Origin of the sequence: Halorubellus salinus, assembly GCF_020567525.1 — an archaeon.
GTDB classification, from domain to species: domain Archaea; phylum Halobacteriota; class Halobacteria; order Halobacteriales; family Natrialbaceae; genus Halorubellus; species Halorubellus salinus.
Map to the genome: position 1 here is coordinate 104,014 of NZ_JAJCVI010000003.1, position 13,616 is coordinate 117,629.

A 13,616-nucleotide genomic window follows, 5' to 3' on the forward strand; every position below is an offset into this window, starting at 1 on the left:
ATAGGAGTTTTGGGCAACCCGCTCGACGTCCGGGAGCGGGCAGGCTCTCGAAGCCGTCGACGCTCAGTCCTCGCCGTAGCTACCGATGCTGGCGTCGGCGTGCCCGTGGACGGCGTCGCGGACGTCCTCGCGGGTCCAGTCGAGCGGCCCGACGACGTCGGCGACGGCGCGCACGACCTGGGTGGCGTAGTGGTCGGTGTCGTACCGGTCGACGTCCTCGCTGGCGAGGCGGACGCGCTCTCTGGTCGTCTTGTCGGCGTCGACGACGACGTACGCGACGTCGCGGCCGGGGCCGGCGGGGACGCCCCGTTCGCGGGCCCGGTCGAGCGCGGCGGTGGCGTCCGTGTACCGCTGGTAGGCGTCGGCGGGTTTGCTGGTGCGGCGGCGCGCGACGAGACGGTCGGGGTCGACGCCGCCCCGGCGGAGGCGGTCGACGGCCTCGCGCGCTCGCTCGGCGACCGCCTGTGGGTCGTCGGTCGCGTCGAGCACGCGCAGGCACTCGCGCTGGACGTCGGCGACGAACTCGGGGGTGTTCCGGCGACGCGCGGCGACGCCGCGGAGCTTGAACGCATCGCCGAACGCGTCCGCGTCACCCGCTGGGACCGCGTCGGGGGCGTCCGCGCGCTTCGCGACGTACTTCGTGAGCGCCCCACCCTCCTCGTCCGCGAGCGGGCAGAACGCCACCCAGTCGTAGCGGGCCTCGTGTTCGAGGCAGATGCCGACGTCGTCGGTTATCTCGCTCGCGAGCGCGGAGAGCGGTTCGCGGTCGGCGTCGTCGACGTCGGGCGCAGGCGTCACCCAGATGGAGTCGACGATACCGTGGAGGACGCGCCACCCGCCCGCCTCGAGTCGTTCCTTCGCGGAGAGCAGTATCTCGCGAGCGTACGCGTTGATGGCCTCGTGGCACTCGATGCGGCCGAACTTCGCGTTCGAGAACGCCTGGTAGCCGAAACAGGAGACGAGGATCCACTTCAGCGCCGACGACCGCCCTTCGAGTGCCGCGATCCGGTCGCGGTCGGGGTCGTCGCTCGCGCGCTCGGCGGCAATCTGGGCCTTGTACTCGTCGCGGTCGTCGACGATGGGCTGGAGGACCTCGGGAAGGTAGCCGTCGCGGTCGCAGACCGCGTACCCGAGGCCGGGGACGTCCTCGCGGTGGCGGTGGCACGCACAGCGGATGGTGTCCGGGGAGACGTTCCGCGTGCAGATGATATTCGGGTAGAGACTCGAGAAGTCGAGCTCGTGGACGTCCTCGTGGCGGCCGACGGCGGGCGAGAGCGTGAGGCCGCCGCGGTCGGCGTCGTGCAGCGTTCGCATCGACGCGAACTCCTCGTGACGCCACGCGTGCCACGGGACGACGACGTCGCGCTCGCGAGCTTCGCGTATCTGGATGGCGGTGAGGACGTTCCCGATGCTCGCCCACGCGGCCTCCTGGAGGGGTTTGTGCGAGCGCGCGACGAGGTCGAGGACGCCGTCGACGCTCGTCTCGTTCACGAAGAACGTGTTCGACAGGTCGACGATGGCACGCCCCGGAACGGCGTACCGCGCCGGCGAGTGCCCGACCTGGCCGTAGCTCGTGAACGTCGACTCGCCCGCGAGCTCGCGGTACCCCGGGCGACGGCCGAGCGCGTACTCGTCCGCCGAGTCGTCGGTCGCCGCCGCGGGCCCGCTAGCGTGCTCTGCCGCCGCGAAGAGCCGCGGGACGAGCTTCGCGGTGTCGAGCACGAGCACGTCCGGGTCCGCGGCCGCGATCCGGGACTCGACGGCGGCCGCGACCGCCGCGGGGTCGCCAGAGACGCGGTCGCCGTTGACGACGAGCGCCTCGTACGCGTCGCTCCCGCGCTCGCCCTCGGGGACCTCGACCCCGAACGTCGTGGGGTCGCGCGCCGGCGTCGGGTCCGTGGGCGTAGGCGCGAACTCGCCGTCGTCGTTCCGCACGCGACGACTGGAGCCGGCGCCGCCCGCGACCCGCCCGCCACCCTCGCCGAGCGCGTCCAGATGATACCGGAATCCCGGGGAGAGGTCGACGTCGTAGCACGCGAAGTCCCCCGTCGGCGCGACCTCGTGCGCCTGCCGTGCGAGCGACCGCACGCGGTCGACGTGCGTCGCGTCCACCGCCAGCAGCCGCTCGGGCGGCCGCCCGAAGTACGTGCGCTTGTGGACGAACGACGTCCCGAGCACGTCCGGGTGCGCCTCGTAGTGCGCGCGCAGGTCCACGAACCGCCCGCGGTCGGCCGCGCCGTCGCGCAGCCGGCCGTCGCCGTCGCGACGCCCGCGGACGCCCACGTAGAACCGCGGCGCGTACGCTCGCGTCACCGCGGACGCACCACCGTCGGGGTCGAGCGTCCACGCGCGAACGCGGCCGTCGTCCCGGAAGTCCGTGACGAACGCCACGCCTACGCACCCCCCTCGCCGTCGTCCGCGCCGTCCAGCATCTCGCCGTCGTCACCCGAGCAGTCGACGTCGGGTACCTCCGCGTCGCCGAGGCGGTTCGCGAGCGCGGTCACCGCCGGCGGGTAGTCCGCCGCATCGAGCTGGTGGTCGAGCGCCGCCGCGTCAACCGCCGCCTCGACGTCGTCCACGCGACCCTCGATGCGCTCGATTCGTCCGTCGATCCGGTTCAGGCGGCCATCGATTCGGTCCAGGCGGTCCGCGACCGCCGCGAGCTCGTCCGCCAGCCCCTCGCGCTCGCGCTCGGCGTCGTCGTGCCGGCGCTCCTGTTCGAGCGCGATACCGATGAGCGCCGCGACGAGCGGGTTCCGGTGGTTGCGAGCGCCGGCGGCGTCGGCGTGCCCGCGAGCGTACCCGAACAGGCGGTCGAAGCGCTCGCGGTCCCGGCGGCGGAGCGCTCTCCGGTACGGCGACCAGCGGTCCTCGATGGCCGACAGCGCATCGCGGTACGTCGGGTTCGTTCGTCCCATCACGCACCACCCCCGCGAGCGCGGCGAACGGTCGGGCGGGCGAACGCACGGCTGACTGTCGAGCGAGCGATGCGAGACGGCGAGTGGAGGCGGTCATCGATGCGGGACGAATGCTGCATACGCGACGAGACGACCACCAGGCACGTAACGCGAGGCGTGTCGTTTCCGGAAACTTCCGGAAAGCACGATTCCGGCGGCGGCGCCGTCGCTACGGGGCTCTACGTCCAGTTCCGGGGTTTCCGGAAACGGTGCGTCGACGACCGAACGCCGGCCCTACTCGTCGGATGCCTCGGCGTCGTCGGTCGCGTCCGCGGCGTCGTCGGACGCGTCCCCGTCGGCCGCGGTCATCGCCTCGCCGAACGCTCGCACGCGCTGTTCGTGCTCCGGGGAGGTCTCCGTCTCGCGGGCGCTCGCCAGTTGCGCGTTCACGACGCGGTTCTGTTCCGCGCCCCAGACCTCCGGGGGCTGCTCGCGGACGTACGCGACCCAGCGTTTGACGTCCTCGAGCCGCGACGCTCGGTTCGCGCGATGCTTCGCGTCGAGCGCGTCAGATCGACTGGAGTCGCTCATACTCGTCTGTCACCCCGAGTCGCTCGCTCCACGTTTCGAGGTGCGTCGCCCTAAGGCTTTCCTCGAACAGCGCGTACAGGTGCGCCGCGTCCTCGAAGTCCTTCTGCGCGCCGAGCCGGAGCTTGTACGCGATCTGGAGTTCGAGCGGGCCGACGGGTATCGTCGCGTCGCCGACGTGCGCGTCGATGGCGTTCGACAGCGACGCCCGGTCGAACTCGTCCGTCGGGAACTTGACCTCCAGGTGCGGGGTCATCTGGCCGTCCGGCGCGACCCAGATGTTCGTCCCGACGTCGAGGTTCCCGTGGAGGTCGTCGAGCGGCGCCGCCGGCCCCCAGTAGCCCTCGTCCTCGAGGGTCGCGACGAGCTCCTCGGCCTCGTCGGTGGACAGCGGTTCGACGAGGACGTCGATGTCGTCGGTCGCGCGCGCTCGTCCGGTGAGGATGGCGACGTACCCGGCGACGAACGCGTGCTCGACGTCGAGTCGCGAGAGGACCGTCGAGAAGGCGATCGCGAGGTCGTCGAGGTCGTTCGGTGGTCGCTCGACCACGAGTTCGCCCTCGCGCAGTGTCACGCCGCCCATACGTCGCCTTGCGCGGGCAACGGTATAAAGAACGGTCCCGTCGTCGATGCCAGCGCGCGGTGCGTTCAACGGCCGTGCTGCCAGGGTGAGAGCAGGTGTTCGTGGGCGGTGCCGTGACCGCGTGCGCCGTCGGCGAGGCCGCCGTCGGCGTCGCCGAACCGGGTCGTGGCCGCGCTCGGACCGGGTGCGCTGGCGGCGTCGGCGTTCGCGGCCGGCGTCGCGCCGGCGGGTTCGACGCCGGCGGCGCTGGCGCGCTGGTGGAGGACGGTCCGCCAGTACGAGAGCGTCGTCTGGAGGGTGCCGTCGGCTTGCGGGTAGACGAGCGTCTCGGCGTCGTCGCCGACGAACCGCGGCCCCTGCGCGGTCCGCTCGCAGCGCAGACGGTGGTCGGCGGTACGGTCGACGATGTCCGCGAACGCGTCGGCGCTGGTGGCGTCGACGGTGCCGGCGCCGGCAGCGGTCGCGTCCCGGTCGCCGGTGCGCGTGAGGAGGACGGGCGCGTCGTAGGTGTCGGCGTACCGGCGGAGGCGGGCGAGCGTTCGCGCGAGCAGCTGGTGGGCGTGCTCGCGGGGGAGGTCGTCGGCGTCGCGATAGCGACCGTCGACGACGGGGGCGACGAGGAGCGCGGGCGCGTCCACGGCGTCGTCGCGAGCGACGAGGTCGGTTGCGGCGTCGGGAACGTCCGCGACGGCGGCGTGATGCTGGTAGGGCGTGAACCCGCGGGCGACGTGGACGCGTTCGAGGAGCCGCCACGTCGGCGCGACCCTGGCGAGCGTCGTAGTGCGCGCGCACCCGGCGGTGTCCACCCAGAGCGCGGGGCCGTCGTGCGTGAGGAGGTGGTCGAGCGCGAGCGACTGGAGGACGGGGACGCCGCGGCCGTCGACGTCCAGGAGCGTGACGCCGTCGTCGAGCGACGGCAGCACGGGGTCGAGCTGGTCGTCGGCGGCGAGCGCGCGCTCGTTCCGGTCCGCGCCGCGCTCGGGCTGGGTCGGCGCGTCCTGCTGGGTCGAGTCCTGCATGGTTGAGGGAACGACCGCGGTCGGGTTAACGCGAGGCGTGTCGTTTCCGGAAACTTCCGGAAAGCGGCAGTCCCCGGTTCGTCGGCTGTCAGCGCCCGCGAGGAACGCGAATGGACGTTTCCGGAAAGCGCCCGCGGGCGCCGGCGGCGGCGATGACGACGGGACAAGATACCTAAGCGAGGCCGCGGAACCGTCACCCATGCGTCACGTTCCGGACCCGAACGCGGACGACGTGAAGACGCTCATGCCGATAGCTGCGGTCCTCCTGCTCGTCGCCGCCGTCGGCGGGTTCCTCCTCGTCGGGAGCGGCGGCCCGGTCGCGGTGACGGCGACCGCCGAACCCCGCGACGCACCACTGAATCCACCGGCGGAGACGTACGAGGTCTCCGAGTTCGAGGCTGGTCATCCGGTCCGCGAGGCGGCGGTCGCGGCGCACGACCGGAACGCGTCCGTCACGGTCAACGGCACGATCACCGACCGGTCGAGGGTGAACGTCGGCAGCGGCGTCGACTCGTCGACGCTCTACGTCCGCGTCGACGGCGACATCGTCACCGTCGAGGTTCGGAAACGCGGCTAGTGCGCGAGCGCCACTGATGCGAGGGGACCCCGACCATGGTCGCCCCAGAAGACTCTTTGAGTGAGACTCGCTGACTAGGGTATGACCGATGGGGGCAGGGTGGACGTCGACGTCCTCTTCCTGGACCTCGCGGGGACGTCGGACGACGGGGTCGTGCTCCCGGACGAGGTACGCGAGACGTTCTCGGTACGCCGAGTCTCGACGGTGACGACGGCGGCGGACGTCCTCGCCGAGCGCGCGGTCGCGTGCGTGGTCGTCGCCGGAGCGGGGTCGACGGTCGCGGACGCGGTCACGGAGCTCACCGCCGCCGACGGTTCGCCGGCGGTGCTCGCCGCGGTCGAGGAGGCGATCGACGACGTCGCGGTGGACGCGCTCGAGGCAGGCGCCGACGACCTCGTCCCGGTCGAGAACGTCGACGGCGAGAACGACGACGGGAGGAGAGACGACGTCAGGGTGCGCGTGGTGAAGAATCGCGTCGAGAACGCGGTGCGGCGGCGTCGGAACGCGCGGCAGGCGTCGGTGACCTACGAGAGCCGGGACGCCCTGTTGGACGAGGCGAGCGTCCCCGTGCTGTTGGTCGGGAACGACGGACGGGTCGTGCACGCCACCGGTGGCGCAGCGACGTACCTCGGGTACGGGGACGCGCCAGCGATGGTCGGCGAGCGAGTGGAGTCGTTCGTCCATCCGGCGGACCGCGAACGCGCGATGGTCGGCCTGTACGACGTCCTCGAGGGCGGAACGTCGACGGCGGAGGTCGAGTTACGGTTGCTGACCGCGGACGGAGAGATACGGCACGCGGCCGTGACGACGTCGCCAGCGTACTACGACGACGAACTGGTGGCGCAGACGGTCGCGAAGGACGTGACGGACCGCCACGACCCGGTCCGGGCGCTCACGCGACGTGGCGCGGTGCTTCCAGCCGCGCTCGACGGCCTCGAGGACCTCCTGTTCGTCGCGGACGCGGAATGGCGCATCCAGTTCGGGAACGAGCACCTGCGAGAACTCCTGGGGTACGACGAGGCGACCGTCCAGTCGCTCGACCCGGCGTCGCTGTTCCCGTCCACGGACCGGGACGCTGCAGTTGCGGCGCTCGAGACGGCGCTCGACGGGAACGCGGTGGCGTTCGAGACGCGCGTGTCGACGGCGACCGGTGGAACGATCGACTGCGAGTTCCGGCTACGGCCGGTCGAGAACGACGACGGCGACGTCGTCGGCGTCGTCGGCGTCGGCCAGGACGTCGGCGAGCGAGTGCGTCGCGAACGAGCGCTCCGGACGCTGAACACGGTCGGGTCGGACCTGAAGACGAGGGAGACGCCGACGGAGGCGAGCGAGCGCACGGTCGCCGCAGCGACCGAGGTGCTCGACATGGAGTTCTGCGGCGTGAGCCTCCTCGAGGACGACGATTACCTGGATGTCGTCGCGGCGTCGGACGAACTGGAGGAGACGTGGACGATGCGGATGTCGGTCGACGACGGCGTCGCCGGGTTGACCTACCGGACCGGCGAATCGTTCCACGTGGACGACCTCGACGCGTTCGAGGACGCGGACCCGAAGGGCGCGTTCCAGAGCGTCATCTCCGTCCCGGTCGGCGAATACGGCGTGTTCCAGGCGGTCGCGAACGCACCGAGCGCGTTCGACGAGACGGACCTGGAGCTCGCGGAATTGCTCGCCGGCCACCTGACGACGGCGCTGTCACGCATCGACCGCGTCGCGCAGCTCCGCGAGCAGAACGAGCGGCTGTCGGAGTTCGCGAACGTCGTCAGTCACGACCTCCGGAACCCGCTGACGCTCATGCAGGCGGAACTCGAGATGGCCGAGGAGCGCGGGGACCCGGAGGACTTCGAGCGCGTCCGCGACGCCATCACGCGGATGGACGCACTCATCGACGACCTCCTCACGCTCGCGCGCGCCGGCGAAGGCGTGGCTGCGCTCGAGCCGGTGGCCGTCGCGACCGCGGTGACCGAAGCGTGGGCGCCGGTCTCGTCGACGGAGGCGTCGGTGACGGTCGGTGACGTGCCGACGGTCGACGCCGACCCGACCCGGTTCCGGCAGCTCCTCGAGAACCTGTTCCGGAACGCCGTCGAGCATGGCTCGACGAGCAACCGGACGGAGTCCGGTGACGCCGTCGAGCATGGCTCGACGAGCAACCAGACGGAGTCCGGTGACGCCGTCGAACACGCCGACGCTGGCGTCTCGGTGACGGTCGACGCGCTCGCGGACGACGACGGGTTCTACGTCGCCGACGACGGCCCAGGTATCCCGCCGGAGAAGCGCGAGCGCGTGTTCGAGTCCGGGTACACGACGGCCACGGACGGCACCGGATTCGGGCTCCGCATCGTCGCGGACGTCGCGGACGCGCACGACTGGTCGGTGTCGGTGACCGAGAGCGCCGACGGCGGCGCTCGCTTCGAGTTCCGGACCTGACGCTCAGTACACTCGCCAAAACCACCCTGACAACCGAGTGTGAGACAGGCCCTCCGAGCGACTCGACGACCACGAAGACCGAAGCGTCAGGACCCGAGTCCGAGTGCCAGAACGTGAGCTACCGCAGAGTCTCCGAGCCGTAGGTGTAGCCGAGCGCGACGGCGAGCAGATACGCGGCGAGAAGGAACGAGACGGTCGCGGCGACAGCCAGCGCGGCCGTCACCGGATTGGAACCGACGACGCCGGCGGAAACCCCGGAGAGAAGCGCGATACCCGACGAGAGGAACAGGAACCCAGGAACACCGAACGTGGTAAACGGATGCTCGAACGCGAGCGGCTTGACGGCGCTCAGGGCGACAGAGAGCCCGTGGCGGACGGGCGGTTTCGTGTTCGGGTTCTCGACGGCGTACGTGGTGCAAGTCGGGACTTCCACGATAGAGTACCCGCGTTCGCGTGCGTGCCGGAGAATATCCGCACTTGCTCCCATGTGATTACCGATAGAGTCATCCGCTGCAAGCGACCGGATCGCCCGAGGGCAGTACGCGCGGAAGCCGCTTTGCGTGTCGGAGACCCAGGAGTCCCTGGACAGCCGTTTTGTTGAGAGATTGATGAGGATGTTCAGAACGCGGATGCCGAAAGAGCGGACCTGAGGGATGTTCGTGGGGTCGTCACCCACGAACCGACTGCCGATGACGATGTCTGTGCGGTCACGCTCGCACAGCCGAGCGAGTACCGGGACGTCGCTCGAATCGTGTTGCCCGTCGGCGTCGAGTACGACGAGCGTCTCCGCGTTCGCCGCTCGTGCAGCCTCGAATATCGTCTGCAGACTCGCACCGTACCCTCTGTTCTCGGGGTGTGTGAGGACGTGCGCGCCAGCGTCCACCGCATCACGTGCAGTGTCGTCGTCGCTCCCGTCGTCAACCACGAGAACCGCATCGGCGTGCGGTTCGGTCTCCCTGACGACCGCACCGATCGTCGCCGCTTCGTTGAACGCCGGAATCGCCACGAGCACTGACCCGTCGAACCCGAAGGAACGGACACTCGACTTCGTCGCGGGTACCATCATCGGCGTGTGCACCTCGTCCGGTGACGAACCGTTCGTACTCGGGTCGGTCCCCGAAGACCGGTATAGCGAATCGATCTCCGTCGCGTGGGTTTCCGAGACACCCGACTGCAGGTCAGCGGTCGAATCGGAGTTCGAATTCGTTCCGTAATCCCTCATGGCGGACCGGTGAGAGCAGTACGGTCGTGAAACTGGCAACTGATCGTGGTTTGATGAGGATAGTCGGGGATGGCCATCGTACGACGTCTTCCTCACTGGGAAGCGAGATTGTAACTCGGCTATTATGTACTACGGAGCCACTGTATGTTGCTTGATGGTGTTCTCCTAAGAAAGCAGTAGTATTCGACAACTGGATAGTACAGAAAATCAAATCGAGAATATCTCTCGGAGTTGATGTTAGTACGTAGAAAAGAGAGATGGGTAAGTGACACTTGGAGACGAGTTCAGCGACCACGGGCTGCCCGGATACGCCGTGGTCACCTGAATCAGTCTCTATCGACGGCGGAGTCCGTAACCGTCGTTCAGCAAACCAGTTTCGGAGTCGGCGCTGTCCCGGGCCTGCCAAAGCCGAACCCGGTCGACGTCCATCGACTCGCCCCACGGGACCGACGTATCTGCGGTCCCGATATTGTTGATATTCAGCGACAACATCGCATAGAATGGCGCAGCGCGAGCCATCGCACGGAGCATCGTCCCGTCGGTCCAAACGCGGACGGGAAGTCCGTCGACGTAGTGGACAATCCTGTCGCGACGCCATTCGACACCGTAGTGGTGGAAGGTCTCGGAGACGTCTCCGCCTGGCGTGTATGGGAACCCGGCGTTCTGGTGGGTCGAATCGTCCCCGGGAATCATCGACGAAGAGTAATGGAGGTGATGTCGCGTCACCCGAGGAATTTCGATGTCGCGGTCTTGCCAACGTTCCACGACATCGATCTCAGGTGGCCATGCTTCGGAGTTGGCTTTCGACCAGAACGCGTTCTGGAAACCGGTTCGGTGAGCGAACCGGAGCCGGGCCTCGAGGTACGCGTCGGGTTCGAACAGTACCTTGTCCTTCGTGTTCACAGCTCCGGAGAGAATCGAGTCGCTGTCGTGCGTTCCGACCAACCGGAGTGTATCGTCGTCGACACGGACATTGTCCGGGACGATACGGGTCGGACTCGTCGACGTCGACCGACCCCATCCCCAGCCGATACTCCAGATGTCCCTGTTCAACTCGTCCGACTCGAACCGGTCGTCGAGGACGAGTTCCCACCCTGGCGCAGTCGGACGGGCAGTGACGGCGTTCGCAACGCTCCTGGCCGTGGTCGCTGTGGGACTACAGAGGACGGTTCCGCTTACGAATCCGAGGAACGACCGACGATTCATCGGTCAGAATGGTACTCACGAGGGGCTGTCAGTGAAGTCCGCGTCCGAAACGATACCTGTCGGAATCGCTCGTCGAACCACTGCACGAACCCAGGCATATCACTCTGTATAACCGAGCGCTCGGAGCTGGTCCGCGCTTGAAACGGTGGACACCCCTGGTTCGTACGGCGCAGGGTCGTGGGTTTCACGGTCCGTCGCCGAGGTTTCGACCCACGGAACCTGCGTCAAACACGGCATGTCGACGTTCTGTGGATGCCCGTAGAGACCGAACTCACCGAAGGCCTCGCCGTGATCGGCTGTGAGGACGACGTCGTCGGCATCGACGTTTTCGAGTAACAGGTCGACGTCTTCGAGGACCGTCGAAAGCGTCTCTCGATACCGATCAATCGCGGTCTGGCGCGGGAGTTCTCCACGCGTCACTCGATCCCAGGCGTCGGGAACGCTTCGTTCGTCGTGGTCGAAGTTCCGCTTGCTGAGGGGGTCTGCATCATCCGTCAGGAACGGGACGTGTGGTTGCACGTAGTGGACGAGAAGCCGATCGGAGTCCCCTGTTCGGCCGTGATGGATGGCTCGGTCCGTGACGGGTCTCGGGAGGACGGTTCCCCAACGTTCGTCCCACGCGTACTCGTACACCTCGTCGAGGCAAGCGAACGTCGAAGGCTCGCAGAACCGGGCAGCGAACGGGTTCGCGCTCACGTACGTCGTCTCTGAGAGGATGTCGTCTGGCGTCACCTGCAGCGTCCTCGGCAGCCAGTTCCACGTGCACGACGCGAGTGAGGGGAATCGAGAGATCTCCTGAATCCAGTCGTGCGCCTCTCGTTGGAGTTCGAGTTCGTCCGCTCTGCATGCGTCGAGGATGATGCAGACGTCCCAATCCATCTCGAAGAGAGAGCGGCCGTCGATACCGCCGTTGAGACGGTGATACGCAAGCCCCGCCCACCGCTGGAGTCCACCTCGCAACCCGTATTCGCGAACGAAACCAGGAACGCTCGTGACCCCCTTCGCGAGCGTCGTGGCGTTTATCATATTAGTGATGGTAGGACTGAATCGTCTTGATTATTGAGACGCTATCTTGACGGATACAACGTAAGCGACGTCTTCAAGCACACCATGCGAGGGGTGACGCGGGGAGACTGGAGACAGTACGAGACAGAGAGAAACGAGGTCGTACGACGGATTCTCACAGGACCGGAGAAAGAGCGGGGTAGTAACGGACGGCCCGTAGCGGCCGTCTCGCTAGTCAGTACGGTCGATGACCGTTCCGTTCAGTTCAGTGACGACCGAACCACCGAAGGTCGAAACGTCGACGACGTCCCCATCGACGAGCCAGAACGCGTCTGCGTCGGCGTCCACGCGACCTTTGGCTTTCGACGAGTCGACAGCGTCCGAGCTGTCGATGGTCGCGCCGTCCTGTCGACTCTGCATGAGGCGACCGGTCGTCTCGACGATGTACGAGACGGTTCCGCTGGATTCGGACGACCGTCGAACGACGAGTTCGTCGACTGCGAGTCCGTTGAGTCGAACGTCGGCCTTCCCGTCCACCGAGAGCGAGGCGATGGAGCCAGAGAACGCGTACTTGTCAGAACCACCACCGACCGTCCCAGTAGCGGTGGCACCGTCGATAGAGTCAGCTTGATTCATCTCCTTCGCCGGTTCGATACTGTCGCTGACAGTCACCGAGTACGAAGCGGTCTCGGAGTACGGGCTCCCGTCGATCGTAACCGTGTTCGGTAACGCGTTGGGGTCGGTCGGACCCTCGGTGTTCGGATCAACGAGCGTGTCGGGGTCGACCTGCTGGTCGTCCACGTAAATCTCGAGGGGGCCGTCGTACGCGAGGTCCGTGATGGGGCCGTCGATACGGAATCCTGGGAGGCTGCTCGTGCGAGCGACCGATCCGCCGGCAGTCATACCATCGTCCGCAATCCAGTAATCAGCTTCCTGGCCGCTATCGTCGAGTCTGATGTTCCCGTCACCGGCTCGGAACGCGAACGTCGCTTCCTCGCCGTTCGCAGACCGGACCCAGACGTAGTGACTCTCAGACGTGTCGGTATCACCACCGTCGCTCGAGTCGGGCGTGTAATCCCAGACACGAACCCAGTCGGTGAGGTACTCTCGGCCCTCCCAAGACACCGACTTGTCCGTGGTTCCGACGTTGTCGAGGTTCAGGGATAGCATGAGATACTCAGGGCCACCACGATTGAACGATTCGAGGACGTCCGGGTCGGTTGTCTCCTCGACGAGTTGTCCATCCACGTAGTGGCGGATGGCGTCCTCCCGCCATTCCACACCGTATACGTGGAACGTGTTTCCGGGCCACTCGGACTCCGAACTGTACTCGTGGCTTCCGTTCACCGACCGATGGGTCGAGGAGTCACCGGGGATGCCAGACGCCGCGTAGTGGAGGTTGTGGCTGCTTTCGTCAGCACGGCTCGCGGACGGCTGCAGGTACTCGACGACGTCGATCTCCGGGGGCCACGCTTCGTCGTTCGGTTTCGACCAGAACGCGTTCTGCCACCCGACGCCCTGAATGAAGTTACATCTCGCTTCGAAGTACACAGGCGGTTCGACCGTTACCTTGTCCTTCGAGTGTACGTTCCCAGCGTACAGAACGCCGTTGGACTCCCAATCCTCGTGGGAGGCGGTGAGAACGAGCATGGAGTCACGAACGTTGACGTGTCGTTCTCGCGCCCAGGTAATCTTGCTGCCAGGGGCACCCATCCCCCAGCCCCACCCGATACCCCAGTTGCTGGTATCGAGTGCAGTGCCGTCGAAATCGTCCTCGAACGAGAGAGTCCAATCGGATTCGTTCGGTGGGCCACTGGCCGTGGGCGCGCCAGCGGTGACACCTCCCAGGCCGATACCGGAGAGTGCAGCGACACCCGCAGCTTTCAGATAATTCCGTCGTTTGAACGCCAGGTCGGGGATAGTAGGATCATTCTTCCCGGTTTCGTCTTGCGTTTCTGTGCAATCCGTATTCGATTCGTTTACGTTACTACTCTGACGAGTAGGGTTTGCTTGTTCGTCGGACACAGGTCCACATTAGAAATCGCCTGAATAGGTTTTGTTACAACATGCAAGATGGGTTGTACTCGGCTTGATG

At 67.2% G+C, this 13,616-nt stretch carries 10 protein-coding genes and 1 pseudogene; 2 read left to right on the forward strand and 9 right to left on the reverse strand.

Annotated features, from left to right (window positions below; all coding sequences use genetic code 11):
• Positions 1–63: 63 nt before the first annotated feature.
• The 5 genes and pseudogenes from LI336_RS08840 to LI336_RS08860 form a co-directional block, all read right to left on the reverse strand.
• Positions 64–2,391, reverse strand: a complete 2,328-nt coding sequence (locus tag LI336_RS08840; RefSeq protein WP_227132759.1) for a type B DNA-directed DNA polymerase — start codon at positions 2,389–2,391, stop codon at positions 64–66.
• Positions 2,392–2,642: 251 nt separating this feature from the next.
• Positions 2,643–2,918: pseudogene (locus LI336_RS08845) on the reverse strand (DUF8156 family protein); the annotation flags it as partial.
• Positions 2,919–3,191: 273 nt separating this feature from the next.
• On the reverse strand, positions 3,192–3,488 hold the full coding sequence (locus LI336_RS08850) for a DUF8150 family protein (protein ID WP_227132760.1): 297 nt from the start codon (positions 3,486–3,488) through the stop codon (positions 3,192–3,194).
• Positions 3,466–4,068, reverse strand: coding sequence for a hypothetical protein (locus LI336_RS08855; protein ID WP_227132761.1), 603 nt, complete (start codon positions 4,066–4,068; stop codon positions 3,466–3,468). Before LI336_RS08855 ends, LI336_RS08850 begins: the two co-directional genes overlap by 23 nt.
• Before the next feature lie 65 nt (positions 4,069–4,133).
• On the reverse strand, positions 4,134–5,087 hold the full coding sequence (locus tag LI336_RS08860) for a hypothetical protein (RefSeq protein ID WP_227132762.1): 954 nt from the start codon (positions 5,085–5,087) through the stop codon (positions 4,134–4,136).
• 199 nt (positions 5,088–5,286) lie between these two features.
• Between LI336_RS08860 and LI336_RS08865 the strand changes: the two genes are divergently transcribed.
• Entirely contained in the window at positions 5,287–5,664 is a 378-nt protein-coding gene (locus LI336_RS08865; RefSeq protein WP_227132763.1) for a hypothetical protein, read from the forward strand.
• 81 nt (positions 5,665–5,745) lie between these two features.
• Positions 5,746–8,088: a PAS domain-containing sensor histidine kinase gene (locus LI336_RS08870; protein WP_227132764.1), complete on the forward strand. Its 2,343-nt coding sequence runs from the start codon at positions 5,746–5,748 to the stop codon at positions 8,086–8,088.
• Positions 8,089–8,206: 118 nt separating this feature from the next.
• On the opposite strand, the gene LI336_RS08875 is transcribed toward LI336_RS08870, so the two are convergent.
• The 4 genes from LI336_RS08875 to LI336_RS08890 form a co-directional block, all read right to left on the reverse strand.
• Positions 8,207–9,154 (reverse strand): glycosyltransferase family 2 protein, encoded by a 948-nt coding sequence (locus LI336_RS08875; protein WP_227132765.1) that lies wholly within the window; start codon positions 9,152–9,154, stop codon positions 8,207–8,209.
• A gap of 489 nt (positions 9,155–9,643) precedes the next feature.
• On the reverse strand, positions 9,644–10,516 hold the full coding sequence (locus LI336_RS08880) for a glycoside hydrolase family 16 protein (RefSeq protein ID WP_227132766.1): 873 nt from the start codon (positions 10,514–10,516) through the stop codon (positions 9,644–9,646).
• Positions 10,517–10,615: 99 nt separating this feature from the next.
• Positions 10,616–11,542 carry an alkaline phosphatase family protein gene (locus tag LI336_RS08885; RefSeq protein WP_227132767.1) on the reverse strand — a complete coding sequence of 309 codons (927 nt, stop codon included), beginning with the start codon at positions 11,540–11,542 and terminating at the stop codon, positions 10,616–10,618.
• A gap of 210 nt (positions 11,543–11,752) precedes the next feature.
• Entirely contained in the window at positions 11,753–13,546 is a 1,794-nt protein-coding gene (locus tag LI336_RS08890; RefSeq protein WP_497007371.1) for a glycoside hydrolase family 16 protein, read from the reverse strand.
• Positions 13,547–13,616 lie beyond the last annotated feature (70 nt).